Raw genomic sequence first — 26,906 nt, 5'->3', positions numbered from 1 at the left:
CCGGCCGATTTCGCGGCCCGTTCGCGCCCTTTCTACTTGCCTGCGTTACAGCGCCGCGACCACCGCGTCGCCCATCGCCGTCGTGCCGACCTGCTTGCCACCCGGCGTCGCGATATCGCCCGTGCGGTAGCCCTGTTCGAGCACCGTTTTCACTGCGCGCTCGATGCGATCGGCCTGCTCCGCACGATTCAGCGAGTAACGCAGCATCATCGCGGCCGACAGGATCGTCGCGAGCGGGTTCGCGATGCCCTTGCCCGCGATGTCCGGCGCCGAACCGTGCGACGGTTCGTACAGGCCCTTGTTGTTCTTGTCGAGCGACGCCGACGGCAGCATGCCGATCGAGCCCGTCAGCATCGACGCTTCATCCGACAGGATGTCGCCGAACATGTTGCCGGTGACGATCACGTCGAACTGCTTCGGCGCCTTCGCGAGCTGCATCGCCGCGTTGTCGACGTACATGTGCGACAGCTCGACGTCCGCGTACTCCTTCGACACGTCGATCATGATGTCGCGCCAGAACTGCGACGTTTCGAGCACGTTCGCCTTGTCGACCGACAGCAGCTTCTTCGCGCGCTTGCGGGCCGCCTGGAACGCGACGTGCGCGATACGGCGCACTTCAGGTTCCGAATAGCGCATCGTGTCGAAGCCTTCGCGTTCGCCCGCGAACAGGCCGTCCGGTGCGGCACGCACGCCGCGCGGCTGGCCGAAGTAGATGTCGCCGTTCAGTTCGCGCACGATCAGGATGTCGAGGCCCGCGACCAGCTCCGGCTTCAGCGGCGACGCATCGACGAGCTGCGGGTAGCAGATCGCCGGGCGGAAGTTCGCGAACAGCTCGAGATGCTTGCGCAGCCCGAGGATCGCCTGCTCGGGGCGCAGCGCGCGCTCGAGCGAGTCGTACTTCCAGTCGCCCACGGCGCCGAACAGGATCGCGTCGGCTTCCTTCGCGAGCGCAAGCGTCGCGTCCGGCAGCGGATGACCGCTTGCCTCGTAGCCCGCGCCGCCAACCGGCGCCTGTTCGAGTTCGAACTTCTCGTCGAGTGCGTTCAGCACCTTCACCGCTTCATTGACGATTTCCGGACCGATGCCGTCGCCGGGCAGCACTGCAATCTTCATGCGAAATTCCTGACTGGATAGGTTTTATGAGGCAGGCCGGCGAGCGCGCCACCGGCGCGCCCGCCCGAAAGGCACGTCAGCCGACCAGCTTGGTATTGAGCCACGGCTGCTTCACGAGGCGCTCGGCCTCGAACTGGCGAATCTTGTCCGCGTGGCGCAGCGTGAGGCCGATGTCGTCGAAGCCGTTCAGCAGGCAGTACTTGCGGAACGCGGCGATCTCGAACGGATATTCGCGGCCGTCCCCCGCACGCACGACCTGTGCGTCGAGGTCGATCGTCAGCTGAAAACCGTTGAACGCAGCCGTCTCGTTGAACAGGTGATCGACCTGCTGCTCGGTCAGCACGATCGGCAGCAGCCCGTTCTTGTAGCAGTTGTTGAAGAAGATGTCCGCGAAGCTCGGCGCGATGATCGCGCGGAAGCCGTACTGCTGCAGCGCCCACGGCGCGTGCTCGCGCGAGCTGCCGCAGCCGAAGTTCTTGCGCGCGAGCAGCACGGATGCACCCTGGTAGCGCGGCTGGTTCAGCACGAAGTCGGGATTCAGCGGGCGCTTCGAGTTGTCCTGGCCCGGCTCGCCGTGATCGAGGTAACGCCATTCGTCGAACGCGTTCGGACCGAAGCCCGTGCGCTTGATCGACTTCAGGAACTGCTTCGGGATGATCGCGTCGGTGTCGACGTTCTCGCGATCGAGCGGCGCCACGACGCCGGTATGCACAATGAATTTTTCCATGATCCGTCTATCCGGTTGAAGGGCCGGCGTTCAGCCGGCGCACATCGACAAATTCTCGGCGGGAATCGTCACTCCGCGGCGCGCTTCAGCGCATTGCCGGCGGCGTTGACGTCCTGCCCGAAGCCCTGGACGGTATTGCAGCCCGCAAGGCCGAAACCCAGCCCCGCCAGCGCCAGCGCGGCAACCAGCCGCGCGATGACCTTCGATGCCGTCACGCGTCACCCCAGCTTGCGAATGTCGACGAAGTGACCTTCGATCGCCGCGGCCGCCGCCATCGCGGGGCTCACGAGGTGCGTGCGACCGCCCGCGCCCTGCCGGCCTTCGAAGTTGCGGTTCGACGTCGACGCGCAGCGCTCGCCCGGATCCAGCCGGTCGGCGTTCATCGCGAGGCACATCGAGCAGCCCGGCTCGCGCCATTCGAAACCGGCATCCGTGAACACCTTGTCGAGCCCTTCGCGCTCGGCCTGCGCCTTCACGAGGCCCGAGCCCGGCACGACCATCGCGAGCCGCACGTTCGACGCGACGCGACGGTTCAGCTTCTTCACGACGTACGCGGCTGCGCGGATGTCCTCGATGCGCGCGTTCGTGCACGAACCGATGAAGATCTTGTCGACCTTGATCGACTCGATCGGCGTGTTCGGCTCGAGCGCCATGTAGGCCAGCGCACGTTCCATCGCGTCGCGCTTGACCGGATCCTTCTCGCGTTCGGGATCGGGCACGCGACCGTCGATCGACGTGACCATTTCCGGCGACGTGCCCCACGTGACCTGCGGCACGATCTCGGCCGCGTTCAGCTCGACCACGCGATCGAACTGCGCGCCTTCGTCCGACTTGAACTGACGCCAGTATTCGACGGCCTGATCCCATTCCGCGCCGGTCGGCACGAACGGACGGCCCTTCAGGTAATCGATGGTCGTGTCGTCCACCGCGACCATGCCCGCGCGCGCGCCGGCTTCGATCGCCATGTTGCAGACGGTCATGCGGCCTTCCATCGTCAGCGCGCGGATCGTCGAGCCGCCGAATTCGATCGCGTAGCCCGTGCCGCCGGCCGTGCCGATCTTGCCGATGATCGCGAGCACGATGTCCTTCGCGGTACATCCGCGCGGCAGCGCACCCTCGACCTTCACGAGCATGTTCTTGCTCTTCTTCTGCAGCAGGGTTTGCGTGGCGAGCACGTGCTCGACTTCCGACGTGCCGATGCCGTGTGCGAGCGCGCCGAACGCGCCGTGCGTCGACGTATGCGAATCGCCGCACACGATCGTCATGCCCGGCAGCGTCGCGCCCTGCTCCGGCCCGATGATGTGGACGATGCCCTGGCGCACGTCGTTCATCTTGAACTGCGTGATGCCGAACGCATCGCAGTTCGCGTCGAGCGTGTCGACCTGCAGCTTCGAGACGGGATCAGCGATGCCGTGGCTGCGATCGGTGGTCGGCACGTTGTGGTCCGACACGGCCAGGTTCGCGCTGATGCGCCACACCGGACGCTGCGCGATCTTCAGCCCTTCGAATGCCTGCGGGCTCGTGACTTCATGCAGCAGCTGACGGTCGATGTAGAGCAAAGTCGTGCCGTCTTCCTCGGTGTGGACCACGTGGGTGTTCCACAGTTTGTCGTAGAGAGTCTGTGCCATGGGTATGCGGGGTCGTTGTGACTACAAGCCTTGCGGATGCGGTCGATTATGCCACGCAGAACGCGTCACGGCGCGGGCCGCACGCGAAAAAACCCATTAAAAACAGTGGTTTGGCTGGTAGTGCCAATACCTGTATCGGCATTACCCGGCAAATGCGGGCGCGCACGGCGCGACGGCGGTTGCAGCCGTCGCGTGGGATGCGTGTCACGGCGACACGCGCCGGCTGGCCGCCTTCGTGGGGTCGGTATCGCGCTGCACGCGGAAGCGCTGCGTGTCCTCCGGCAAGTGGAAGCGGCCGTTGCGGAACAACGCCCTTCGCTGCGACGTGTCGTGCGGCGAAGGCGTCTTGAACGGCCCGTAGCTCGCGATTGCGCCGCACACCGGGCGCCCGGAACGTGAAGTCGTTCGGCAGCGGATACCGCGAGTGCCCCGCAGCGTCAGCCGTTCGGGTATTCGCGGTTGATCAGCTCGAGCCGCAGCATCCCGAGTTGCACCCCGACGTTGCTCAGCAGGTAAAGATCGCGGCGCCGCAAGGCCGGCATCTGCGCGGACGCGTCGTAGAGCGACGGCAGCGTCAGGCCCGCCGGCACCGCGGCCTGCATCCCCGCGGCATTCGACACGCGCACGGCAATCGACGCCTGATCCGAATGCGTGACGACACCGACGTTGCCGAGTGCCGACGCCGAGCCGGCCTGCCTGACGATCGCGGTTACGACGCCGTCAGGCGTCGGTATCGGGCTGCCGGCGGCCGGCGCCGGTGTCGCGATCGACGTCACGCCGGCCGTCAGCCCGTATTTCGACGCGAGCACGCTCGCGACTTCCTGCTGCGCAAAGATCCGCGCGGCAACCTTCTGGCGCAGCACGAACACGGCGTCTGCAATCGCCTCGTTCACGGGGCCCGGCACGGGCGCGGCGCCGGACGACGGCGCGGCGCGATTGCCCAAAGCGAATGCGGCAATCGTGTTGATGGCCGTGGCCTGGACGGTCGGCGGCGTCCACGAGAAAAACGTCTCGAACAGGTAACCGGCCTCGTCGGCGGCGGCTGCGCGGTCGTTCAGTTCGTTCGTCAGCTTGCCGAACATCTGGCGTTGCAGTTCGGCGTCTGAAACGGGAGCGTCGCCGGCGAAGCCCGGCGTGCTGGCGGTACCGGTCGCGGCAAGCGCGGCAGCGGAAGCGAGGAAATGGCGGCGGGTCTGCATGGTCATCGGAATCGGGAGAAAGAAAGTGCGTCAGCCCTTCGGGAACGCCTGCATCGTCGCGCCGACCGCGCGGGCGAGCATCTGCGCATACATGTCGTGCACGAGGTACAGGCTGCGGTTGCGCGTCCACGGCTGGCCCGACTGCGGGTCGTAGCGCGTCGGCAACGGCACCTCGGCAACCGCGGCCGCCTTCATGCCCGCCTGCTGCGAGGTCTGGATGCAGCGCTTCGCATGATCCCGATGGCCGACCACCGCGACGCTGCCCATCGCCGCCGCGCCGCCCGCGCGCGACACGGCCTCGGCGGCCACGCCGGCCGTGCTGAGGTACACGATCGTGCCGTCGCTCGCGATCACGGGCTCGATCGACGACAGCACGTCGGCGCCCATCCCGTATTTCGACACGAGAAAGCGGGCGATCTCCCACTGCGCGTAGACCTTGACCGGCTTCAGTTGCCGAATGCGATAGACGGCATCCGCGAGCGCTTCGTTGACGGGCCCCGGATCGGGCAGCGCGGACTGGTTGCCGCCCGTGCTCGACGTATTGCCGCTTGCCGCGTTCGGGCGATTGCCGAAGCTGTACGCGACGATCGCGCCGGCCTGGGCCGCCGGCATCGTCGGCAGGTCCCACGCAAACCCGACGTCGGTCAGCGCCGGCTGGATCGCGCCGACCGTCGCGGCATCGCCGAGCTGCGCATTCAGCTTCGCGGACATCTGCGCGGCCAGCGCGGCGTCGGTAACGGGCATCGACGTGACGTCGTCGCCGCCGCATGCGCTCAGCAGCGGCACCGCCGCGACGGCCGGCGCGGCGGCCAGGAATTTTCTGCGTGAAGAAGCCAGCGGATTCAGTTTCATGAGAAATACGAAATGATGCGAATGACGTCGACGCGATACCCCGGCGTCGCATTCACGGTCACGGGAAATCGCAGTCGGGCGAGTCGCACAGGTGGCGACGGACGGCAGTACCGCAGCGCGGGTCTAATCGCCGCGCCTCCATCGATTGACGAGCCCGGATCGTAGTCGGCGTTTGTTAAATTGCGGTGAAGCTTGCGAGCCAATACGCGCAATCGCGCCTTCGTTTCACGGATGGATGCCCGCGTTTCACATAGGGTGAGCGCCTGCGCGATTCGTTCCACGGATGGCGATCATGCGCCCCGCACGCCGCGCGACTTCCCCCGCATGACGCGCTACGATGGCGCAACGCACATGGGCAATCCCCACGACCCGGACCCGGAGTACACGACGATGAAGCTCGGCCTGAACGAATCGCTCGCCCGTCTCGACGAAGCAGGCACGCTGTTCACGACGCTGTTTCGCCACGGCACGCTCGACGTCGAGCTGTACCGGCCGCGCGTCGAGGACAAGCAGAAGCCGCATACGCGCGACGAGGTCTACGTGATCGCCACCGGCACGTCGCACTTCGTCGTCGACGGACGCGAATGCGCGGTCGCGGCCGGTGACGTGCTGTTCGTCCCGGCACACGCCGACCACCGCTTCACCGGCTTCTCCGGCGACTTCTCGACCTGGGTGTTCTTCTACGGCCCCGAGGGCGGCGAGCGCGGCGCGTAGCGCGTGATGGTGACGCGCGGCACTTTCTCCGCGATCGCCTAGACTGTCTATTCGCAGCGGGCGGCGCGCGACGCGCGGCCGCCCGATCGTCACGATGTCTGTGGCGGCCGCTTCAACGAACGGGAAAACAGCATGCGATACGAACTGTATTACTGGCCCGAGATCCAGGGCCGAGGCGAATATGTGCGGCTCGCGCTCGAGGCGGCGGAAGCCGACTACGTCGACGTCGCGCGTGAATCGGGGCGCGGCATGGGAGTGCCGGCGATGATGCGCATGATGGACAGCGCGAAGGCGGAATGCGTGCCGTTTGCGCCGCCGTTCCTGAAAGCCGGCGATCTGGTGATCGGGCAGACCGCGAACATCCTGCTGTTTCTCGGCGCGCGGCTCGGGCTCGCGCCGGACGACGAAGCCGGCAGGCTGTGGGTGCACCAGCTTCAGTTGACCGTCGCCGATTTCGTCACCGAGATCCACGACACGCACCATCCGATCGCAAGCGGCCTCTACTACGAGGACCAGCAGGCGGAAGCCGCCGAGCGCGCAGCCGATTTCCGCGAGAACCGGCTGCCGAAATTCCTCGGTTACTTCGAGCGCGTACTCGACCAGAACCCGCACAAGAGCGGCTACATCGCCGGCCACGCACTCAGCTATGCGGACCTGTCGATGTTCCAGTTGATCGAGGGGCTGCGTTACGCGTTTCCGAAGGCGATGAAGCGCGCGGAGCGGAAAATCGCGGCGCTGGTCGCGCTGCACGACCGCGTCGCAGAGCATCCGCCGGTGGCGCGTTATCTCGCGTCGGAACGCCGCATCCCGTTCAACGACATGGGCATCTTCCGGCACTATCCGGAGCTGGACAAGTAACGCCGGCACCGCATCCGCGCCGCTTCAGGCGGGGCGCCGATGCCCCGCTCACGCGGCGACCGGCGTCTCGTGCAAATGGCGCCACACGATCAGCCCGTCCGCCTCGCGCCGGAACACGACCGTCGAGCGCCGCACCGTGCGCTGCCCTTGCGCGTCGGTCTGCGTCTCGCGATAGCCGATCGTCGCGCCATCGGACCACACGGCAAGCCCGCGCAACTCGTCGATGTCGATCACCAGCCCCGGGCGCGCGCCGTGCCCGTGTGAAAACAGCGCATCGATGCCCGCGTAATCGAGCACCGTGCCCGACATCGTGATCATCGAAAATCCCGGCGAAAAACGCGCCATCAGCGTCGCGAGCCGCTCGGGGCCGGCACGGCCGGACAACCAGCACGCGATGTCGGCAACGGTGTCGACGACTTCCTTGAAATACGGATTCGGCAAATTCATAAGGCTCTCAGGTTCTCACGAATGGGATGAAACGGGTTGCGCGACCGGCGCACGGTATGCGGGAAGCCGTGCAATCAGACCCAGCGGCAGCAACGTCAGCAGCACCGCCAGGCCGAAGCACCAGCGGTACGGCGCGAGCGACGGCCCGCCCGCGTCGAACGCCAGCAACGCATTGAGTGCGCTGCCGAGCACGGCCACGCCGACGCAGAAGCTCAACTGGCGGTTGATGTTCCACAGCGCGCTCGCGTCGCCCATCCGGTCGGCAGGCACATCGACGAACGCCGCGCTTTGCGACGTGCTCGTGCACAGGCTCGCACCGAAACCCATCGCCGCGAATGCCGCGATGCGCACGGCTTCGACGTCGGCCCAGGGCGTCGCGAGCAGTGCGATGCCGACGCAATCGATCGCGATGCCGCTCGCGAACAAGGGTTTCGCGCCGTGGCGCGCGAAGCAGCGGCGCGTGGTCGCGATCGCGAAGCACGCCGCGATCGCCCACGGCAGCATCAGCGCGCCGGCATGCGCGGCGCTCAACCCGAGCGCGTTCTGCAGATAGAGCGACGCGACGAGGTTGACGCCCGTGAAGATGCCCGGCACGCACAGATAGACCACCACGCCGGTTCGCAGCAGCGGCTGCGCGAGCAGGCGCAGGTCGACGACCGGCGACAGGGCGCGACGCGCATGCGCCGCATAGCCCGCGCCCGCCGCGCTCGCGACGGCCAGCATCGCGAGCGGGAATGCCGCGCCGCCGGGCTGCCCCGCGGCGGTCAGCCCGAGCAGCAGCGCGACGAGCGTGACCGCACTCAGGCCGAGCCCCAGCCAGTCGAGCCGCGGCGGCCGATCGCGCGCGCCGTCGCGCGGCAGCCATGCGAACGCGAGCGCGCAGGTCGCGGCCGCGATCGGCAACATCGCGAAGAAGATCGCGCGCCACGAACCGCGATCGACGATCGCCCCGCCGATCGCCGGCGACAACGCCGGCACGAGCAGCGCCACCATCATCACGACCGACGTGAGCCGTGCCCGTGCCTGCGGCGGATACGCGCGATAGGCCATCGTCTGCCCGACCGGTATCAGCAGCCCGCCGCCGAGCCCCTGGACCAGCCGCCACGCGAGCAGCGTCTCGATCGACGGCGACGCGCCGACGCCGGCACTGCCGAGCCCGAACAGCAGCAGCGATGCCGCGAACACGCGCCGCTCGCCGCAGCGGCGCGCGAGCCACGTGCCGAACGGAATCACGACGGTCAGGCCGAGCACGTACATGTTGCCGACCCACGCAAGCTGCGCGACCGACGCGTGCAGTTCGCGCTGCAGCGCCGGATACGCGGCGTTCAGCATGAACATGTTCGCGAGGTCGATCGCGAAGCCGAGCAGGTAGACGGCGGCGATTCTGGAACGGTCTGACATGGCGGCGGGAACATCACGAAACGCCGCAGTGTAGAAGCCGGCACGCGTATCGGTAAGCGGCCGGATGCGACGAGTCCCGTCGCAATTATTTGACAATCGGATCGCGCCGCCACGATGCCACGACGACGCAACGCCGCACGGCCGTACATTCGGGTACCCTTCGAGCGATCCAACACCCAGACAGGACCCACGCCCCAACCATGGTGAGCCTCGATCGTTTCGCCGTTTTCCGTGCCGTGGTCGAAGCCGGTTCGTTCACGGCCGCCGCCACCGCACTGAACCAGGCGCGGGCGGCCGTCAGTTTCAACGTGAAGCAGCTCGAAGCCGAGCTCGGCGTCACGCTGTTCACGCGCACGACCCGGCGTGTCGAGCTGACCGACGCCGGCGAGCGCTTCTACCAGCGCTGCCTGCGCGTGCTCGACGAAGCCGAAGGGGCGATCGACGAAGTGCGCGGCGAGCATGGCGGGATGCAGGGCATGCTGCGTGTGACGTCGACCGTCGAGTATGCGGCGCGCGTCCTCGCACCGATGCTGCATGCGTTCACCGCGCAGCATCCCGCGTTACGCGTGCGGCTCGAAACGCATACGTCGCAGGCCGATCTCGTGCGCGACCGCTTCGACGTCGCGATCCGGCTCGGGCGTCACGAGCATTTTCGCGACCTGCCCTATCGCGGCGTCTGCCTCGCCACCTACGACGTCCTCGCCGTGATGGCGCCCGACCTGCCGGCGAAGGCCGGGCGCCCGAAACCGGCGTCGCCCGACGACCTCGCCCGCCTGCCGCAGCTCGGCCACAGCCGGCTCGAGCGGATCGCGGAATGGACGCTCACCGATCGCGCGGGCAACGAACATGCGTTTCGACCGGCCGCGAAGCCTCGCGTCGTCGTCGACAACGCATCGGTGTTGACCGAACTCGCGCGCCGGGGCAGCGGCGTCGCGCTGCTGCCCGAATGGCTCGTGCGCGACGATCTCGAAAGCGGCACGCTGGTCGATGCGCTGCCCGCGTACCGGTTTCCGCAGCAGAACGTCTACGCGCTGTACGTCGCGACGCGGCACGTGCCGCAGAAAGTGCGCGCGTGGGTGGACTTCATGAAGGCGCGGTTGCAGCACGCGCACTGAGCGCGGTTTGCGTGCGCCGCCCCGCGCGGGCCGTCGTTGCGGAGCCGGCCGTCCGATACGACCGGCTTCCGTTGCCGCGCTTTCGGTGCCGCGCCTTCATACCGACAAGTCAGTGCGGGTGCCCGTGCTGCGTGGCCGCCGCATCGACGGCCTCGACCGAGCGCGTCAGCCACGGCCCAATGTCCATCTCCTCGTAGCGCACGAGCCGGCTCTTGCGCGCCCGGCGATATGCCCACCAGATCGCGACGAACAGCGGAATCCACACGTAGATCGACAGCACTTCCATCCAGTCGATGCGGGCCGCGAAGAACGCCTGGTAATCCTGCCCGAGCGAGATCACGATGCAGATCGCGATCGCGAACAGCGGCCCGAACGGGAACCATTTCGCGCGGTACGGCAGCTGATCGAGCCGGTAGCCCTGCTTCAGGAACCCCTTGCGGAACCGGTAATGGCAGACCGCGATGCCGAGCCACGCGATGAAGCCCGTGATGCCGACCGTGTTCAGCAGCCACAGATAGATGCTCTGGTTGTTGGTCAACGACGTGAGGAAGCACAGCCCGCCGACGGCCATCGTCGCGTACAGCGCGTTGCGCGGCACGCCGCCCGGCGACAGCGTCGCGAACATCGCCGGCGCGCGCCCTTCCGACGCGAGGTTGTACAGCATCCGCGTCGCCGCGTAGGTGCCGGAGTTGCCGGCCGACAGCACGGCCGTCAGGATCACGAGATTCATGGCGCCGGCGGCGAGCCGGAAACCCGCATGGCTGAACACCAGCGTGAACGGGCTCACGCCGATGTCGGTCACGTCGCTCTTCAGCAGGTTCGGGTCCGTGTACGGCACCAGCAGGCCGATCACGAAGATCGCGAGCACGTAGAACAGCATGATCCGCCAGAAAATCTGCTTCACCGCACGCGGGATCGTCTTGCGCGGATTCTCCGATTCGCCGGCGGTGATCCCGACCAGCTCGGTGCCGAGAAACGAGAATCCCGCGATCAGCGCGACGCTCATCATCGCGTGCACGCCGCCGACAAACGGCGCGTCGCCGGTCGTGAAGTTGCGCAAGCCGACCGGATGCCCGTTCCCGATCAGGCCGGCGGCGATCAGCAGCCCGGCCGCGATGAACGCGACCACGGTCACGACCTTGATCAGCGAGAACCAGTATTCCGACTCCCCGAAGCCGCGCACCGACAGCGTATTCAGCAGGAAGATCAGCACGAGGAAGCCCGCGCCCCACCAGATGCCGGGTATGGTCGGAAACCAGTAGCGCATCACGATCTGCGCGGCGACCAGCTCGATCGCGATCGTCACGGCCCAGCTGTACCAGTAGGTCCAGCCGAGCGCGACGCCGAAGCCTTCGTCGACGTACTTCTCGCCATAGATCGCAAACGACCCCGACACCGGCATCAGTGCGGCCATCTCGCCGAGGCCCGTGACGACGAAGTACACCATCAGCCCGATCGCGATATACGCGGCGATCGCACCGCCCGGCCCCGCCTGCGCGACCGACGCACCCGACGCGACGAACAGCCCCGTGCCGATCGAGCCGCCGATCGCGATCATCGCGATGTGGCGGCCCTGCAGACGGCGCTTCAGCGTCGTGCCCGACGGCGCGGCCGTCTCCACTGCCGCTTGCATAGCATCCATAGTGTTCACCCTGATTGGATTCGGGCCGGACAATTTGATTCGGAATACAAATCGTCAGGCCCGGTCATTCGCGTCGAAACCGGCCGTTCCCCGCCGGACGCATCACACGACGCTGCGCTTGATCGCCTGCAGTTCGGCCGTCGTCACGATCTTCTCGATCCGGAATCGCGGGCTTTCCAGCCACACGTTCGCGATCCGCCGGTACTCGTCGAGATCCTCGCACGCGAGCCGCACGAGAAAATCGAACGTGCCGCTCACGAGCCAGCAATCGAGCACGGCCGGATTCGCACGCATCTCGTCCTCGAACGGCGCCTGCGAACGCCCGTGGTCGGCCAGCACGATCTGCGCGATCACGACGATCGGCTTGGTCGCGCGCGGCGCCTTGATCACCGCACGGTAGCCCTCGATCACGCCGAGCGCCTCGAGCCGCTCCACGCGCGCCTGGCAGGGCCGCGGCGTGAGGTTCACGAGCTCCGACAGCTTCCGGTAGGAAATGCGCCCGTCGGTGCGCAGGATGTCGAGGATCCGGAGATCGATCTTGTCGAGCTGCATCTTCTTGTCGGTCATCCGCGTTCGCTCCGGTCGGGTCGTGGCTGGTGCGCGGAACGTCTCCTGTTCCGCGCGGGGGCCACATTATCCGGCCGAAGCGGCCGCGCGCCAATCGGCTAGAACCGCAGCGACAGGCAGGTCAGGCCGCCGTCCATCTTGCGGAACTCGCTCGTGTCGATCACGTGCAGCGGCAGCCCGAGCGACGCGATCGCGTCGTGCACGCGCGGGTAGCCGGCCGGCGTGATCAGCGTGCCGTTCACGCGCAGCGTGTTGCCCGCGTATTCGTCGGCGGCCGAGATCGCGATCCGGCGATAGTCGGCGAATGCCGGATGCGCGGCCAGCGCTTCGGTCACGAGCAGCGTGTCGTCGCCGAGTGCGTTGACGACCGACTTCAGATGCAGGCCGGCACCCACCGGCACCGCGACGACCGAATAGCCGTAGCGCGACACGAGCGATTCGAACGCGGCGATGCCTTCGGCGTCGGTACGGCCTGTCAGGCCGATGTAGAAGCGCTTGCCGACCAGCATTACGTCGCCGCCGTCGAGACGGCCGTCCTGCATCGGCAGCAGGTCGCGATGCGCGGCGAGCGCCGCTTCGATGTGCGCCGTCTCGCCGCGCCGGGCGGGTGCACCGGGTCGCGTGATCACCGCAAATTCCGGCGTCACGACCGCGACGTCCTCGACGAAGTGCGAATCGGGAAACGCGTCCAGCGGCGGCAGTTCGGTCAGCTCGACGCCCAGCGTACGCAGCGCGTCGCAGTATGCGTGGAACTGCGTGAGCGTCTTGTCGTAGTCGGGCGCGCCGAGCGCGGCAGTGGTCAGGCCCGCGCCACAGGACGGCGCGGGACGGCGAACGATCGCTTGCGTGAATTGCATCGACTCCTCCATGGTCAGCGCCACACCCGTGCGGCACACGGGGCGGCTGCGTTGTGTCCGGACCATTATCGGAAGCCAAATTGCGCAATTCGCGTCGATTTCGGCTGCGCCGACAGCCGATTGCGTCGAATTGAACGCTGCCCGCAGCGGATTCGGCAGACGGCCGTTCGCTCATGTTGCGCAACGCGCAACCGCGTGGCGAACGGCCGCTTTCCCGTGCGACGCGGGCTAAGCGCCCGGCCCGAACCCCATCTGCGAACGGCCGAGCGCCGAGAGATCGCCCTCCCCGCCGCGTCCGTCGAATTCGACCTCGAAATGGTCGGCCGGAAAATCGGGCGGGCTCTCGCCGCGCAGGAACGCGGCCCGCTGGCGCAGCAGGTACGCGTCGTTCTTTGCGCAACCGGGCGCGGCCGCGATGTACATCACGTTGCTGTCGCCGCTGCCGCGGTGCGCATCCTCGACCGCGTGCACGACGTCGCCATGCCAGAACACCGCGTCGCCCGGCTCCATGTGCGGGATCGGCACCAGCGCATCGAGCAACAGTGCGTGCCATTCAGGCCGGATCGACAGCGCGCGACCCGGACGCGCGCCGCACAGGTCGTCGTCGGCGACGTCGTCCTGCAGCGCGCGCAGCACGACATAGGCCATCGCGTTCGCAACCGGGATCAACTGCAGCGTGCCGTCGCCCGGCCCCTGCGGCGTGAGCGCGGTCCAGCCCTGGAACGTGCGGAACATCGAGCACACGGCCGGCGACGGAATCTCCTCGACGTCCGGACGGAACGCCGCATCGAATGGGTCGTAATCACGCCAGCGGCCGGCCAGCACGTGACGGTAGACCCGGCGGAAGTTCGCGCCGAGCCAGCGTTCGACGGAACCGCCGTCGACATGCGGCGACAGCCCGAGCGACGTCGAGCCGGGCGGGCGGCGGCGAATCCGGTCCGCATAGGCCGGCACCTGGTCGGGATCGAAGTGCGTACGCCCGCCGTCGGCGTGCCGCCACAGGCGGTTCAGGAACACGCGCGCCTGCGTCAGCGCCGGCGACTGGCGCGCAGCCACCTGCGGCTTCGACCAATAAACGCCGTAGATCTGCGGCTTGCCCGACGCAAGGTTGCCGAAATAGCGGTCCTCGGCGCGCACATCGAGCCGCTCGGCGAAGCGGTTCGCGTCCAGGTACGCGCCGATCTCGTCGTTCCAGTCGCGCGCCTGCCGCGCATCGAATACGCGACGGATCACGACCGCGCCATGCGCGCGGATCGCTGCGACCGCGCGCGGATCGACGGTCCCGCCCGCGATGTCCGCGAACGGCACCACCGGAATCACGTCGTGGCCATGCGCATGCGCGCGGCGGATCGCGTCGACCTGCCGCGCGATGTCGCCCTCCAGCTCGCGGAACGTCGCCGCATAACCGGGCAGGTCGGCGCGCAGCCGCTTTTTCGCGTCGCGAATCGCGGCTGGCAAATCGTCAATCGTCAGTTGCATCGTGGTCTCCTCGCTGACAGGTGTCGTGATGTGCCGTCAGCGTACGGCCGGCGCGCAGCCGAGATCACCGTTATCCGGCCAACTATCGATACAATCCTGACAACCCTGGATCACTCGGGACGATGACAGACCACGCACAGCTTGTTGCCGTCCGGATCGCGGAAATAGGCGCCGTAGTAATCGCGGTGATAGTCCGGCCGCAGGCCCGGCGGCCCTTCGCAGGTGCCGCCGTGGCGCAGCGCGAGCGCGTGGCAGCGATCGACGTGCGCGCGCGTCGGCGCAACGAACGCGATCGTGTGGCCGTTGCCCGGTTCGGGCGCGCGGCCGTCGAGCGGCTGGCCGAAGAAGAACAGCGGCCGGTCGGCGTCGGCCGGCATCCAGCCCGACCAGCCGTCCGGCTCGCGGAATTTCAGGCGCAGCCCGAGTTCCGCGAATAGCGGCGCGTAGAAATCGTAGGCGCGCGCTGTGTCGCTGACGCCCACGCAAACATGTGAAAACATGGCATTGCTCCGTCGTGACGATCGCCCTCGATCATGCCATGGCGCGATGCCCGCCCTCTCCCGGAGGCCGCGATGAAACCGCAGTACGAGCACGTGACGTTCGCCCCCGGCTGTTCGATCCGTGTCTATCACCGCCAGCTCGCGCGCATTCCGTTCGAATGGCATCGCCATCCCGAGTACGAACTGACGCTGACGCTCAACAGCCGCGGCCGGCGCTTCATCGGCGATCACGTCGCGCACTATGCGGACGACGACCTGGTGCTCGTGCCGCCCAACCTGCCGCATACCTGGTCGTCGAACGCACGCATCGATCACGATGCACCCGAAGTCGCCGTCGTCATCTGGTTCGACGGCGACTGGGCGCGGCGGCTGGCCGACTGTTGTCCCGAATACGCGCCGCTGCGTTCGCTGCTGCGGCGTGCCGCACCGGGCCTGCGCTTCGACCCGGACACAGCCCGCGCGATGCGGGCGCGGCTGCCGCACCTGCTCGATCCGTCGCCCCGCACCAGGCTCGCGGCCGCGCTCGACACGCTCGCCGATCTCGCGGAAGCCGGCGGCGAGCCGCTCGCCACAGCGCACGCATACGACCGGACCGAACGCACGACACCGCACGCCGATACGGCCGCCCCCGAAGCCGAGCGCCTCGACCGCGTGCTCGACGCGATCGACCGGCACTTCCACGAACCGCTGCGCATCGACGCGCTCGCCGCCGCTGCGCACATGTCCGAACGCACGCTGCAGCGCCTGTTCGTCCGGCATCTCGGCGAAAGCGTCGGGCGCTACGTGCAGCGGCTGCGGCTCGCGCACGCGTGCCGTCATCTCGTCGGCACCGACTGGCCGATCGCGACCGTGGCCGCGCGCTGCGGCATTCCGAATGCCGCGAACTTCAACCGCCAGTTCCTCGCCGCACGCGGGATGACGCCCGGCGCCTACCGGCAGTTCTTCGTGCGGCACGGCCACGCGCCCGATGACGACGCGCCCGCACTCGACACACGCCCGCCGTCGCTGGAGCATCGCGCCGATCCGGCGCGCAAATGAAAACACCCCGACGGGATGACCCGTCGGGGTGTCGTGGCGTTGCGATTGCCGACGCGAGCGGCCTGCCGGCCGTTCGCGCCAAACACGGCTTAACGTGCGTTGAGCGGCTTCGCTTCGCGCGGCGTGTCGCCGATGAACAGCTGACGCGGACGGCCGATCTTCTGCTCCGGATCGCCGATCATTTCGTTCCACTGTGCGATCCAGCCGACCGTACGTGCCATCGCGAAGATACACGTGAACATCGACGTCGGGATGCCCAGCGCGCGCTGAACGATGCCCGAGTAGAAGTCGACGTTCGGGTACAGCTTGCGCGACACGAAGTATTCGTCTTCCAGCGCGATCTTCTCGAGCTGCATCGCGAGCTTGAACAGCGGGTCGTCATGCAGGCCCAGTTCGTTCAGCACTTCGTAGCACGTTTCGCGCATCAGCTTCGCACGCGGGTCGTAGTTCTTGTACACGCGGTGACCGAAGCCCATCAGCTTCACGCCCGAATTCTTGTCCTTCACCTGCTTGATGAATTCGGGGATGTTGTCCGGCGAACCGATCTGCTCGAGCATGTTCAGCGCGGCTTCGTTCGCACCACCGTGCGCCGGGCCCCACAGACACGCGATACCGGCCGCGATACATGCGAACGGGTTCGCGCCCGACGAACCGGCCAGGCGGACGGTCGACGTCGATGCGTTCTGCTCGTGGTCGGCGTGCAGGATCAGGATACGGTCGAGTGCGCGAACGAGCACGTCGTTGACCTTGTACTCTTCGCACGGGTTCGAGAACATCATGTGCATGAAGTTCGCGCTGTACGACAGCGAGTTCTTCGGATACACGAACGGCTGGCCGATGCTGTACTTGTATGCCATCGCGACGAGCGTCGGCAGCTTCGCGATCATGCGGATCGCCGACACTTCACGGTGACGCGGATCGTTGATGTCGAGCGAGTCGTGGTAGAACGCCGACAGCGCGCCGACTGCGGCGACCAGGATCGCCATCGGGTGCGCGTCGCGGCGGAAGCCACGGAAGAAGAAGTGCATCTGCTCGTGCACCATCGTGTGCTTCGTGACGGTGTCGACGAATTCCTTCTTCTGCGCTGCGTTCGGCAGTTCGCCCTTCAGCAGCAGGTAGCAGCTTTCGAGGAAGTCCGCGTTTTGCGCGAGGTTGTCGATCGGGTAGCCGCGGTACAGCAGCTCGCCCTTGTCGCCGTCGATGTACGTGATCGCCGAATTACAAGCTGCCGTCGACATGAAGCCCGGGTCGTACGTGAACTTGCCGGTCTGGCCGTACAGCTTGCGGATGTCGATCACGTCCGGGCCCATCGTGCCCTTGTAGATCGGCAGTTCGACGCTCGGCGAGTTGTCGCTGAACGATAGCGTGGCTTTAACATCAGACGGAGTCATGGCACATCCTCAATCGAAATAAAGAAACGGGATTCGATAACGGGCACAACGTGTCACACCTTGGCGTTACACGTTGCGCAGCATCTCCAACAGCCGGTGAATGTCCGGGCTGTCTAGGTCGCCTTCTGGTTCCTTGCGCGCGAGGAGCAAGTCCATCAGGTCGTTGTCGCTCAGATCGAGCAGGCGCGACAACGCGCCTACGTCTGCATCGGTGAGGTCATGCTCGTATCTGCCGAAGAAACGCTCGAATACGATGTCGTTTTCCAGCAGACCCCGCCGCGCGCGCCAGCGAAGGCGCGCGCGACGGTGCGGGTCGGATTGATGCGAATCGTCGCTCATTGCAGCCCGGCCTTAAACCGCGCGGCGAACCATCAGTTCCTTGATCTTGCCGATCGCCTTCGTCGGGTTCAGGCCCTTCGGGCAAACGTCGACGCAGTTCATGATCGTATGGCAACGGAACAGACGGTACGGGTCTTCCAGGTTGTCGAGACGCTCGCCGGTAGCGGTGTCGCGGCTGTCCGCGATGAAGCGGTAAGCCTGCAGCAGGCCGGCCGGGCCGACGAACTTGTCCGGGTTCCACCAGAAGCTCGGGCACGACGTCGAGCAGCTCGCGCACAGAATGCACTCGTACACGCCGTCGAGCTCGTCGCGCTCTTCCGGCGACTGGAGGCGTTCCTTCTCCGGCGGCGGCGCGTCGTTGATCAGGTACGGCTTGATCGAGTGGTACTGGTTGAAGAAGTGCGTCATGTCGACGATCAGGTCCCGCACGACGGGCAGGCCCGGCAGCGGACGCAGCACGATCTTCTGCGGCAGGTCGTTCAGGTTCGTCAGGCACGCGAGACCGTTCTTGCCGTTGATGTTCATCGCGTCCGAGCCGCACACGCCTTCACGGCACGAACGGCGGAACGACAGCGTCTCGTCCAGTGCCTTCAGCTTCACCAGTGCGTCGAGCAGCATGCGCTCATGCTGGATCTCGAGCTCGTACGTCTGCATGCGCGGCGCTGCGTCCTTGTCCGGATCGTAGCGGTAGACTTCAAAAATGCGTTTTGCCATTTCGGATTCCTTTGACTCGGCTTAGAACGTGCGCGGCTTCGGCGGCACGGAGTCGACCGTCAGCGGCTTCATTTGAACCGGCTTGTAGTCGAGGCGATCGCCTTCGCTGTACCACAGCGTGTGGCGCAGCCAGTTCTCGTCGTCGCGGTGTTCGTAGTCGCTGTGTGCGTGCGCGCCACGGCTTTCCTTGCGCGCTTCCGCCGACACCATCGTGGCGCGGGCCACTTCGATCAGGTTCTCCAGCTCGAGCGCTTCGACGCGCGCGGTGTTGAACACCTTCGACTTGTCCTTCAGGTGGATGTTTTCCACGCGCGCCTTCAGGCCGGCCATCTGGTCGACGCCTTCCTTCAGCAGCTCCGACGTGCGGAACACACCTGCATGCTTCTGCATCGTCGAACGGATGTCGTTCGCGACGTCCTGCGTGTATTCGCCCGAGGTCGACTTGTCCAGCTTCGCCAGGCGCGCCAGCGAGAATTCGCCTGCATCGGCCGGCAGCGGCTTGTGTTCCTTCTGGCTCTTCACGTGCTCGACGATGTGGTTGCCGGCCGCACGGCCGAACACCACGAGGTCCAGCAGCGAGTTCGTGCCGAGGCGGTTCGCGCCGTGCACGGACACGCACGAGCATTCGCCCACTGCGTAGAAGCCGTTGACCGGATCCTTGTGACCGCGCGACGTGCCGACGACCTGGCCGTGGATGTTGGTCGGGATGCCGCCCATCTGGTAGTGGATCGTCGGGACGACCGGGATCGGTTCCTTGATCGCGTCGACGTTCGCGAACTTCAGCGCGATTTCGCGGATCGACGGCAGACGCTTCATGATCGTCTCGGCGCCGATGTGCGACAGGTCGAGCAGCACGTGATCCTTGTTCGGACCCACGCCGCGGCCTTCCTTGATTTCCTGGTCCATCGAACGCGACACGAAGTCACGCGGCGCCAGGTCCTTCAGCGTCGGTGCATAGCGTTCCATGAAGCGCTCGCCGTTCGCGTTGCGCAGGATACCGCCTTCGCCGCGCACGCCTTCGGTGATCAGCACGCCCGCGCCGGCCACGCCGGTCGGGTGGAACTGCCAGAACTCCATGTCCTGCAGCGCGATGCCCGAGCGCGCAGCCATGCCGAGGCCGTCGCCGGTGTTGATGAACGCGTTGGTCGATGCCGCGAAGATCCGGCCTGCGCCGCCCGTCGCGAACAGCGTCGTCTTGCCTTCCATGATGTAGACGTCACCCGTCTCCATCTCGAGGGCCGTCACGCCGAGCACGTCGCCGTCCGCGTCGCGGATCAGGTCGAGCGCCATCCATTCGACGAAGAACTGCGTCTTCGCTTCGACGTTCTGCTGGTACAGCGTGTGCAGCAGCGCGTGACCGGTACGGTCGGCGGCCGCGCATGCGCGCTGGACCGGCTTCTCGCCGTAGTTCGCGGTATGGCCGCCGAACGGGCGCTGGTAGATCGTGCCGTCCGCATTGCGGTCGAACGGCATGCCGAAGTGTTCGAGTTCGTACACGACGTTCGGCGCTTCACGGCACATGAACTCGATCGCGTCCTGGTCGCCGAGCCAGTCGGAGCCCTTGATCGTGTCGTAGAAGTGGAAGTGCCAGTTGTCTTCGCTCATGTTGCCGAGCGACGCACCGATACCGCCCTGCGCGGCCACCGTGTGCGAACGCGTCGGGAACACCTTCGACAGCACGCCGACCGACAGGCCCGCGCGCGACAGTTGCAGCGCTGCGCGCAAGCCGGAGCCGCCCGCGCCGACGATCACGACGTCAAACTTGCGGCGCGGGAGATTAGTTTTGATTGCAGCCATTCTTTACACTCTCCAGAGAATCTGCGCGGCGTAGCCCGCACATGCGAGCAGCCAGACGATGGTCAGCGATTGCAGCAGCAGGCGCACACCGACGGGCTTCACGTAGTCCATCCAGATGTCGCGCACGCCGACCCATGCGTGGTAGAAGAGGGAAAGCAGCATCACGAAGGTCGCGAGCTTCATCCATTGCGCGGCGAAGATCGATGCCCAGCCTTCGTACGAGAAATCGTGCGCGCCGAAGAACAGGACGAGCAGAATGACCGTGTAGACCGCCATGATCGTGGCGGTGATGCGCTGCGCAAGCCAGTCGCGCAGGCCGTAATGTGCGCCGACGACGAGGCGCTTCGAGCCGATTCGGTTATTGGCTGCCATTTTCTTAGAATGCTCCGAACAGTTTGAGTGCCATGGCGATCGTCAGGGCGATCGAGACGACAAAGACGACGACTGCCGTCCGCTTGCCGCCTTCCTTCGTGACGGCGTCGTGGTTGACGTCCATCAGCAGGTGGCGAATGCCGGCGCAGAAATGGTGGAAGAAGGCCCACGACAGTGCGAGGACGATCAGCTTGACGATGATGTTGGAGAGGAAAGCCTTGAAGACTTCGAAGCTGAGCTCGGACGTGAGGCTCTGGTCGAAGAGGAACAGCAGGAACGGCAGGAACAAGAACAGCAGCGCGCCGCTGACTCGATGGAGAATCGACAATATCGCTGCCAGCGGCATGCGATATTTCATCGTGATATCGGCGAATCCGATGTTCCGGTATTCCGGCCTCGGCTTTCTTACTGCATCAGTCATGCTAGACCCCTACTATGTTGTCACACTAATCCGCGATTTTAGCGCCTTTTTATATCGCGCTGCAGCGAAAGTCTGCTCTGGATAGTTGCGCGAACTAGAACAAAAGGCGGCCCGAAACGTGCTTCGCGAGCGTGGGAAACGCGAACGCACTCGGCTTGAGCCGAAACTCCGTCAACTCAAGTCATTCTGATAGTAGTACCCGGTTGTGACATACCAGCCGCGACGCACCTCCACCGGCCGGTCACCATATGTATAGGACACGCGCTCGACCGACAGCAACGGAAAACCCGCCGGCACGTGCAGCAGGTCGGCCACCGCCGGCTCCGCCGCCACCGCGCGGATCTTCTCCGTCGCGCGAATCATCCGCGTGCCGAACTCCGTCTCGAACATCGCGTAGAGCGGCCCCTTGTACTCGCTCAGCCGCTCGAACGTGAGCCCGCGGAACATCGCGCCCGGCAGCCAGATCTCGTCGAGCACCGTCACTTCGTTCTCGAACTCCAGCAGGCGGCGCACCTGCACGACCGGATCGGCCGGCTTCAGGTCGAGCTGCCGCGCGATCTCGGCCGGCGCGCGCAGGCGCCGGCATTCGAGCAGGCGGCTCACGTGCGGATGCTCGGCACCGTCGTCGGCCAGCAGGCGCAGGAAGCGGAACTGCGCGCGATCTTCATTGTGCGTCGCAACAAAAGTACCCTTACCCTGCCGCCGGACCACGAGGTTTTCCGCGGCCAGTTCGTCGATCGCCTTGCGGACGGTGCCCTGGCTGACCTTGTAGCGGGCCGCGAGCTCCACCTCGCTCGGGATGATCTCGCCCGGCTTCCATTCACCGGATTCGAGACTTTGCGTGATCAATGACTTAATCTGCTGGTATAACGGGCTGAACGTCGGCGACGGCGGCGCCGCAGGCGAAGGCGCGGGATCGCTCGCGCCCGGCTGCCCTGGGCCGCCTGCGCCGGTCTGATTCGCGGTATTCGCCTGGTTCGATGTCATGGCGCGCATTTCATCACAAACCGCACTTTTTCGTCCACTCAATTTCCGCAAAACATCTGTCTTATATAAGACATATGATACCGTTTGACTTTGCGCGTGACGGCTCCTACACTCCCGGTCGAGCAAGGGTTCGCGGGTGCAAAAGCGCGTCCCCGGCTACGTGCCACGGCCGTCTCCAGGTTCACCGCGTCTGCCATCGCGAGTCCTCCGCCCTGCTTCAATGCAACGCTTCGCACAACGCGCATAGAATGGCGTTTTCGCTAGCGTCCAACGCTTCACCCGTCCTGGAGATTTTCAATGGCTAAGCCCGCAAAGCGCGTTGCCGTCACCGGCGCCGCAGGTCAAATCGCTTACTCCCTGCTGTTCCGCATCGCGAACGGCGACCTGCTCGGCAAGGACCAGCCGGTCATCCTGCAACTGCTCGACCTCCCGCAAGCCCAAGCCGCCGTCAAAGGCGTCGTGATGGAACTCGACGATTGCGCGTTCCCGCTGCTGGCGGGCGTCGTGATCACCGACGATCCGAAGGTCGCATTCAAGGATGCCGACGTCGCACTGCTGGTCGGCGCACGTCCGCGCTCGAAGGGCATGGAGCGCAAGGACCTGCTGTCGGCGAACGCCGAAATCTTCACGGTTCAGGGCGCTGCGCTGAACGAAGTCGCCAGCCGCGACGTGAAGGTGCTGGTCGTCGGCAACCCGGCGAACACGAACGCCTACATCGCGATGAAGTCGGCGCCGGATCTGCCGAAGAAGAACTTCACGGCGATGCTGCGCCTCGACCACAACCGCGCGCTGTCGCAGCTCGCAGCGAAGTCGGGCAAGCCGGTCGCCTCGATCGAGAAGCTCGCCGTGTGGGGCAACCACTCGCCGACGATGTACCCCGACTTCCGCTTCGCGACCGCCGAAGGCGAATCGCTGCTGAAACTGATCAACGACGACGTGTGGAACCGTGACACGTTCATCCCGACCGTCGGCAAGCGCGGCGCGGCGATCATCGAAGCGCGCGGCCTGTCGTCGGCAGCGTCGGCAGCCAACGCGGCGATCGACCACGTGCGTGACTGGGTCCTCGGCACGAACGGCAAGTGGGTCACGATGGGCATCCCGTCGGACGGCTCGTACGGCATCCCCGAAGACATCATCTACGGCGTGCCGGTCGTGTGCGAAAACGGCGAGTACAAGCGCATCGAAGGCCTGGAAATCGACGCATTCTCGCGCGAGAAGATGGACGGCACGCTGGCCGAGCTGCTCGAAGAGCGCGATGGCGTTGCCCACCTGCTGAAGAACTAAGCATCACGTGCCTTTGCCGGGCGGCTCTCGGGCCGCCCGGTTCCGGCCCGGGCCGGCGCCAGCCGCCGGCCCGGCCGAACGATCGGATCCGCGCCCGTTTTGCCGCCCCGCGCCCGCGCGCACGGGCCCAGAACGCGCCCGAATCCGATTTTCTCCACGTTGACCCGCTTCCCTGACGTAGACGAGATGGCCGCGCTCACTCCTGCACAAGTGCTGTACGACGGGGCGTCCCCGCCCGCGATCCTGCCCTGTTGCGATCACTACGCGGGCAGCGAAAAGCTGATGCGCAAGTCGCTCGCGCTGCAGGCCGAAACGGGCCCCGTGTTCGACATCACGCTCGACTGCGAAGACGGCGCGGCCGTCGGCCAGGAAGCCGCGCACGCGGCACTCGTCGCCGACATGCTCGGCAGCGACGAAAACCGCTTTGGCCGCGTCGGCGTCCGCATCCACGACTTTTCCCATCCGCACTGGCGCGACGACGTGCGCATCGTGCTGCGCGCGTCGCGCGCCCCCGCCTACATCACGCTCCCGAAGATCGCGAGTGCCGCCGACGCAGCCGAAATGACCGCGTTCATCGAAGGCACGCGCCGCGAGCTCGGCATCGCGCAGCCGATCCCGGTCGACGTGCTGGTCGAGACGCACGGCGCGCTCGCGCAGGCGGCCGCCCTCGCCGCGCTGCCGACGGTCGGCACGCTGAGCTTCGGGCTGATGGATTTCGTCTCCGCGCACCATGGCGCGATTCCCGATGCCGCGATGCGCTCGCCCGGCCAGTTCGAGCACCCGCTCGTGCGCCGCGCGAAGCTGGAAATCGCCGCGGCCTGCCACGCGCACGGCAAGACGCCGTCGCACAACGTGACGACCGAGGTGCGCGACATGAGCGTCGTCGCCGCCGATGCACGCCGCGCGCGCGACGAATTCGCCTTCACGCGGATGTGGAGCATCCACCCCGCGCAGATCCGGCCGATCGTCGACGCATTCGCACCGCGTACCGACGAGGTCGCGCTGGCCGCCGAGATCCTGCTGGCCGCGCAGGCCGCCGACTGGGGACCGACACGCCACGGTGACACGCTGCACGATCGCGCGAGCTACCGGTATTACTGGTCGGTGCTGCGCCGCGCGCGGGCCACCGGCCAGCCCGTACCGGCCGAGGCCGCGCCGCTGTTCGGCCCGGCCGCCGCGGGCAGCGCGCCGTAAGCGCGCGGCGGCCGCCGATACACGAGTTTCATGCATTCGACGACACGCGAACCGGATAGAGGTTTGCGAAACGACAAAAAACGTAACGGAGCCCGAAAACCTGATATGGACGCGGCCAAATAGGTGAAAATAGCGGCCGCTGCGCGCTTTCGGGGCGCGTGCAGTTTCAAACCGGCCGGCAATTCGATTGCCGGCCCTTGTCAACTGATTATCGAAAGGTTCTGACTCCATGAAGAAACTCCTGATCGCTACCGCCATCGGCGCCTTGTCCGCCACGATGCTGGTGTCGGCTCCGAGCGCGTTTGCCCAGGGTGCGACCACGACGACCGCGAAGAAGGCAACGGCCAAGCGCCCGGCGCCGGCCAAGCGCATCATCCCGCGCAGCAAGAAGGCACAGGCACGCGCCGCAGCCAAGGTCGATCCGGTACCGGACGGCGCGGTCAAGTGGTCCTGCAAGGAAGGTCTGTCGTTCGACCTCGCCGGTGACATGAAGCGCGACCAGGTGGTCACGGTTCACTGGGCGAAGAAGAACTACAAGCTGCCGCGTCAGGCCACGACGACGGGCGCGGACACGTTCTACGATCCGGCAGCAGGCTTCAAGCTGATCGTGATCCCGACCAAGGCGATGCTGTTCTCCGACGCAAACGGCGGCGAGCGCCTCGCGGACGAATGCGTGACGCCGGAAATGGCACAAGGCACGCCGGCACCGACGCAGTCGAACGAGCTGAAGCCGGCAACGAACTAAGCGCGTTCCCATCGGCCCCTCGATGTCCGCCCCGGTCTCCAACGTCCGCCCTGCTCCGGATACGGTACTCGTCGATATCGTCGACTACGTGCTGAATGCCGGCATCGACAGCGCGCTCGCGCTGGAGACGGCGCGTCATTGCCTGATCGACACGCTCGGATGCGGACTCGAGGCGCTGTCCTACCCTGCCTGCACCAAGCTGCTCGGCCCCGTCGTGCCCGGCACGATCGTGCCGAACGGCGCGAAGGTGCCCGGCACGTCCTTCCAGCTCGATCCCGTCCAGGCCGCGTTCGGCATCGGCGCGATGATCCGCTGGCTGGACTTCAACGACACCTGGCTCGCCGCCGAATGGGGCCATCCGTCCGACAATCTCGGCGGCATCCTGGCGACGGCCGACTGGCTCTCCCGCACGGCCGTCGCGGCCGGCAGGAAGCCGCTCACGATGCGCGACGTGCTGGTCGCGATGATCCAGGCCCACGAGATCCAGGGCTGCCTCGCACTCGAGAATTCGTTCAATGCGGTCGGGCTCGACCACGTGCTGCTCGTGAAGGTCGCATCGACGGCCGTCGTCGGCCGGCTGCTCGGGCTCACGCGCGACGAGCTGATCAACGCGGTGTCCAACGCGTTCGTCGACGGCCAGGCGCTGCGCACCTACCGCCACGCGCCGAACACGGGCTCGCGCAAATCATGGGCGGCCGGCGACGCGACCTCCCGCGCGGTGCGCCTCGCGCTGATCGCGAAAACGGGTGAAATGGGCTACCCGTCGGCACTCACCGCCAGGACCTGGGGCTTCTACGACGTGCTGTTCGACGGCAAGCCGTTCCGCTTCCAGCGCCCGTACGGCACGTACGTGATGGAAAACGTGCTGTTCAAGATCGCGTTCCCCGCCGAATTCCACGCGCAGACGGCCGCCGAGGCCGCGTTGCAGCTGCATGCGCAGCTCGCCGCCGCGGGCCGCACGACCGACGACATCAGCCGGATCACGATCCGCACGCATGCGGCCGCGATCCGCATCATCGACAAGCAGGGCCCGCTCGCCAATCCGGCCGACCGCGACCACTGCATCCAGTACATGGTCGCCGTGCCGCTGCTGTTCGGCCGGCTGACCGCGGCCGATTACGAAGACTCGGCCGCCGCCGATCCCCGCATCGACGCGCTGCGCGCGAAAACGGTCTGCGTCGAGGATCCGCAGTTCACGAAGGATTACCACGACCCGGACAAGCGCTCGATCGCGAATGCACTGACGATCGAGTTCACGGACGGGTCGAAGCTTGCCGAGGTGGCGGTCGAATACCCGCTCGGCCATCGGCGGCGGCGTGCGGAAGGCATCCCGCTCCTGGTCGAGAAGTTCAGGACCAACCTTGCCCGCCGCTTCCCGGCAAAGCAGCAACAAGCGATTCTCGACGTGTCGCTGGACCAGGCAAAGCTCGAAGCGATGCCGGTCGATGAGTACGTCGACTTGTATGTGATATAGCCGTCATTTACAGGACACGTAGTTTCCTAGCCTTAAACCCAGGAAAATCAC

29 protein-coding genes are annotated in these 26,906 nt (G+C 66.3%); 8 read left to right on the top strand and 21 right to left on the bottom strand.

The window, feature by feature from the left end:
* Positions 1-45: 45 nt before the first annotated feature.
* The 7 genes from leuB to L810_RS12480 form a co-directional block, all read right to left on the bottom strand.
* Complete coding sequence (leuB, locus tag L810_RS12505; protein WP_021158719.1) at positions 46-1,113, bottom strand: 3-isopropylmalate dehydrogenase; 1,068 nt, start codon at positions 1,111-1,113, stop codon at positions 46-48.
* Positions 1,114-1,189: 76 nt separating this feature from the next.
* A complete protein-coding gene (gene leuD / locus L810_RS12500; protein WP_021158718.1) occupies positions 1,190-1,840 on the bottom strand; it encodes a 3-isopropylmalate dehydratase small subunit in 651 nt (216 codons plus the stop codon).
* Positions 1,841-1,908: 68 nt separating this feature from the next.
* Positions 1,909-2,055: an entericidin A/B family lipoprotein gene (locus L810_RS12495; RefSeq protein WP_021158717.1), complete on the bottom strand. Its 147-nt coding sequence runs from the start codon at positions 2,053-2,055 to the stop codon at positions 1,909-1,911.
* 3 nt (positions 2,056-2,058) lie between these two features.
* Positions 2,059-3,468: a 3-isopropylmalate dehydratase large subunit gene (leuC, locus tag L810_RS12490; protein WP_021158716.1), complete on the bottom strand. Its 1,410-nt coding sequence runs from the start codon at positions 3,466-3,468 to the stop codon at positions 2,059-2,061.
* Positions 3,469-3,672: 204 nt separating this feature from the next.
* Positions 3,673-3,849 (bottom strand): hypothetical protein, encoded by a 177-nt coding sequence (locus L810_RS47050; RefSeq protein ID WP_021158715.1) that lies wholly within the window; start codon positions 3,847-3,849, stop codon positions 3,673-3,675.
* 56 nt (positions 3,850-3,905) lie between these two features.
* Positions 3,906-4,667, bottom strand: coding sequence for a hypothetical protein (locus tag L810_RS12485; protein ID WP_042974259.1), 762 nt, complete (start codon positions 4,665-4,667; stop codon positions 3,906-3,908).
* A 30-nt stretch (positions 4,668-4,697) separates the two neighbouring features.
* Positions 4,698-5,519: a hypothetical protein gene (locus L810_RS12480; RefSeq protein ID WP_042974240.1), complete on the bottom strand. Its 822-nt coding sequence runs from the start codon at positions 5,517-5,519 to the stop codon at positions 4,698-4,700.
* A gap of 390 nt (positions 5,520-5,909) precedes the next feature.
* Here L810_RS12480 and L810_RS12475 point away from each other — a divergent pair, with 390 nt between their 5' ends.
* Together L810_RS12475 and L810_RS12470 are read left to right on the top strand one after the other, a co-directional pair.
* Entirely contained in the window at positions 5,910-6,233 is a 324-nt protein-coding gene (locus L810_RS12475; protein WP_042974258.1) for a cupin domain-containing protein, read from the top strand.
* 132 nt (positions 6,234-6,365) lie between these two features.
* Entirely contained in the window at positions 6,366-7,091 is a 726-nt protein-coding gene (locus tag L810_RS12470; RefSeq protein ID WP_042974238.1) for a glutathione S-transferase, read from the top strand.
* Between the two features lie 48 nt (positions 7,092-7,139).
* On the opposite strand, the gene L810_RS12465 is transcribed toward L810_RS12470, so the two are convergent.
* Both L810_RS12465 and L810_RS12460 read right to left on the bottom strand, forming a co-directional pair.
* Complete coding sequence (locus L810_RS12465) at positions 7,140-7,538, bottom strand: hypothetical protein (RefSeq protein ID WP_021158714.1); 399 nt, start codon at positions 7,536-7,538, stop codon at positions 7,140-7,142.
* 15 nt (positions 7,539-7,553) lie between these two features.
* Complete coding sequence (locus L810_RS12460) at positions 7,554-8,939, bottom strand: MFS transporter (RefSeq protein ID WP_021158713.1); 1,386 nt, start codon at positions 8,937-8,939, stop codon at positions 7,554-7,556.
* Positions 8,940-9,139: 200 nt separating this feature from the next.
* Here L810_RS12460 and L810_RS12455 point away from each other — a divergent pair, with 200 nt between their 5' ends.
* Positions 9,140-10,054, top strand: coding sequence for a LysR family transcriptional regulator (locus tag L810_RS12455; RefSeq protein ID WP_021158712.1), 915 nt, complete (start codon positions 9,140-9,142; stop codon positions 10,052-10,054).
* 109 nt (positions 10,055-10,163) lie between these two features.
* On the opposite strand, the gene L810_RS12450 is transcribed toward L810_RS12455, so the two are convergent.
* The 5 genes from L810_RS12450 to L810_RS12430 all read right to left on the bottom strand — a co-directional run bounded on the left by L810_RS12450 (position 10,164) and on the right by L810_RS12430 (position 15,099).
* A complete protein-coding gene (locus tag L810_RS12450) occupies positions 10,164-11,696 on the bottom strand; it encodes an amino acid permease (protein ID WP_042974237.1) in 1,533 nt (510 codons plus the stop codon).
* Between the two features lie 102 nt (positions 11,697-11,798).
* Entirely contained in the window at positions 11,799-12,263 is a 465-nt protein-coding gene (locus L810_RS12445; RefSeq protein ID WP_021158710.1) for an Lrp/AsnC family transcriptional regulator, read from the bottom strand.
* Between the two features lie 98 nt (positions 12,264-12,361).
* Positions 12,362-13,120 (bottom strand): dimethylarginine dimethylaminohydrolase family protein, encoded by a 759-nt coding sequence (locus L810_RS12440; RefSeq protein WP_021158709.1) that lies wholly within the window; start codon positions 13,118-13,120, stop codon positions 12,362-12,364.
* Positions 13,121-13,348: 228 nt separating this feature from the next.
* Positions 13,349-14,599: a DUF1479 domain-containing protein gene (locus L810_RS12435; RefSeq protein ID WP_021158708.1), complete on the bottom strand. Its 1,251-nt coding sequence runs from the start codon at positions 14,597-14,599 to the stop codon at positions 13,349-13,351.
* Positions 14,600-14,709: 110 nt separating this feature from the next.
* The gene (locus L810_RS12430) at positions 14,710-15,099 is read right to left on the bottom strand and encodes a VOC family protein (RefSeq protein ID WP_021158706.1); all 390 of its coding nucleotides are present in this window, start codon (positions 15,097-15,099) and stop codon (positions 14,710-14,712) included.
* 72 nt (positions 15,100-15,171) lie between these two features.
* Here L810_RS12430 and L810_RS12425 point away from each other — a divergent pair, with 72 nt between their 5' ends.
* Entirely contained in the window at positions 15,172-16,137 is a 966-nt protein-coding gene (locus L810_RS12425) for a helix-turn-helix domain-containing protein (RefSeq protein ID WP_021158705.1), read from the top strand.
* 89 nt (positions 16,138-16,226) lie between these two features.
* Here the strand turns inward: L810_RS12425 and gltA are convergent, their stop codons facing one another.
* The 7 genes from gltA to L810_RS12390 form a co-directional block, all read right to left on the bottom strand.
* The gene (gltA, locus tag L810_RS12420; RefSeq protein WP_011355741.1) at positions 16,227-17,528 is read right to left on the bottom strand and encodes a citrate synthase; all 1,302 of its coding nucleotides are present in this window, start codon (positions 17,526-17,528) and stop codon (positions 16,227-16,229) included.
* A 66-nt stretch (positions 17,529-17,594) separates the two neighbouring features.
* Entirely contained in the window at positions 17,595-17,867 is a 273-nt protein-coding gene (locus L810_RS12415) for an FAD assembly factor SdhE (protein ID WP_011548107.1), read from the bottom strand.
* A gap of 12 nt (positions 17,868-17,879) precedes the next feature.
* Positions 17,880-18,581: a succinate dehydrogenase iron-sulfur subunit gene (locus L810_RS12410; RefSeq protein WP_006479352.1), complete on the bottom strand. Its 702-nt coding sequence runs from the start codon at positions 18,579-18,581 to the stop codon at positions 17,880-17,882.
* 21 nt (positions 18,582-18,602) lie between these two features.
* On the bottom strand, positions 18,603-20,378 hold the full coding sequence (gene sdhA / locus L810_RS12405) for a succinate dehydrogenase flavoprotein subunit (RefSeq protein ID WP_021158704.1): 1,776 nt from the start codon (positions 20,376-20,378) through the stop codon (positions 18,603-18,605).
* Between the two features lie 3 nt (positions 20,379-20,381).
* Entirely contained in the window at positions 20,382-20,750 is a 369-nt protein-coding gene (gene sdhD, locus L810_RS12400) for a succinate dehydrogenase, hydrophobic membrane anchor protein (RefSeq protein WP_011355745.1), read from the bottom strand.
* Positions 20,751-20,754: 4 nt separating this feature from the next.
* Positions 20,755-21,171 (bottom strand): succinate dehydrogenase, cytochrome b556 subunit, encoded by a 417-nt coding sequence (gene sdhC / locus L810_RS12395; protein ID WP_021158703.1) that lies wholly within the window; start codon positions 21,169-21,171, stop codon positions 20,755-20,757.
* Positions 21,172-21,342: 171 nt separating this feature from the next.
* Positions 21,343-22,167: a GntR family transcriptional regulator gene (locus L810_RS12390; protein ID WP_034196031.1), complete on the bottom strand. Its 825-nt coding sequence runs from the start codon at positions 22,165-22,167 to the stop codon at positions 21,343-21,345.
* A 288-nt stretch (positions 22,168-22,455) separates the two neighbouring features.
* On the opposite strand from L810_RS12390, the gene L810_RS12385 reads away from it, so the two are divergent.
* The 4 genes from L810_RS12385 to L810_RS12370 all read left to right on the top strand — a co-directional run bounded on the left by L810_RS12385 (position 22,456) and on the right by L810_RS12370 (position 26,855).
* A complete protein-coding gene (locus tag L810_RS12385) occupies positions 22,456-23,442 on the top strand; it encodes a malate dehydrogenase (RefSeq protein WP_027791119.1) in 987 nt (328 codons plus the stop codon).
* Positions 23,443-23,628: 186 nt separating this feature from the next.
* Complete coding sequence (locus L810_RS12380) at positions 23,629-24,636, top strand: HpcH/HpaI aldolase/citrate lyase family protein (protein WP_042974233.1); 1,008 nt, start codon at positions 23,629-23,631, stop codon at positions 24,634-24,636.
* 229 nt (positions 24,637-24,865) lie between these two features.
* Complete coding sequence (locus L810_RS12375; RefSeq protein ID WP_021158700.1) at positions 24,866-25,381, top strand: hypothetical protein; 516 nt, start codon at positions 24,866-24,868, stop codon at positions 25,379-25,381.
* A gap of 22 nt (positions 25,382-25,403) precedes the next feature.
* Positions 25,404-26,855 carry a bifunctional 2-methylcitrate dehydratase/aconitate hydratase gene (locus L810_RS12370; RefSeq protein ID WP_021158699.1) on the top strand — a complete coding sequence of 484 codons (1,452 nt, stop codon included), beginning with the start codon at positions 25,404-25,406 and terminating at the stop codon, positions 26,853-26,855.
* Positions 26,856-26,906: the final 51 nt, after the last annotated feature.

This window comes from Burkholderia sp. AU4i, from assembly GCF_000466765.1.
In the GTDB taxonomy this organism is placed as follows: Bacteria; Pseudomonadota; Gammaproteobacteria; order Burkholderiales; family Burkholderiaceae; genus Burkholderia; species Burkholderia cepacia.
This window is presented reverse-complemented; position numbering and strand designations above follow the sequence as displayed.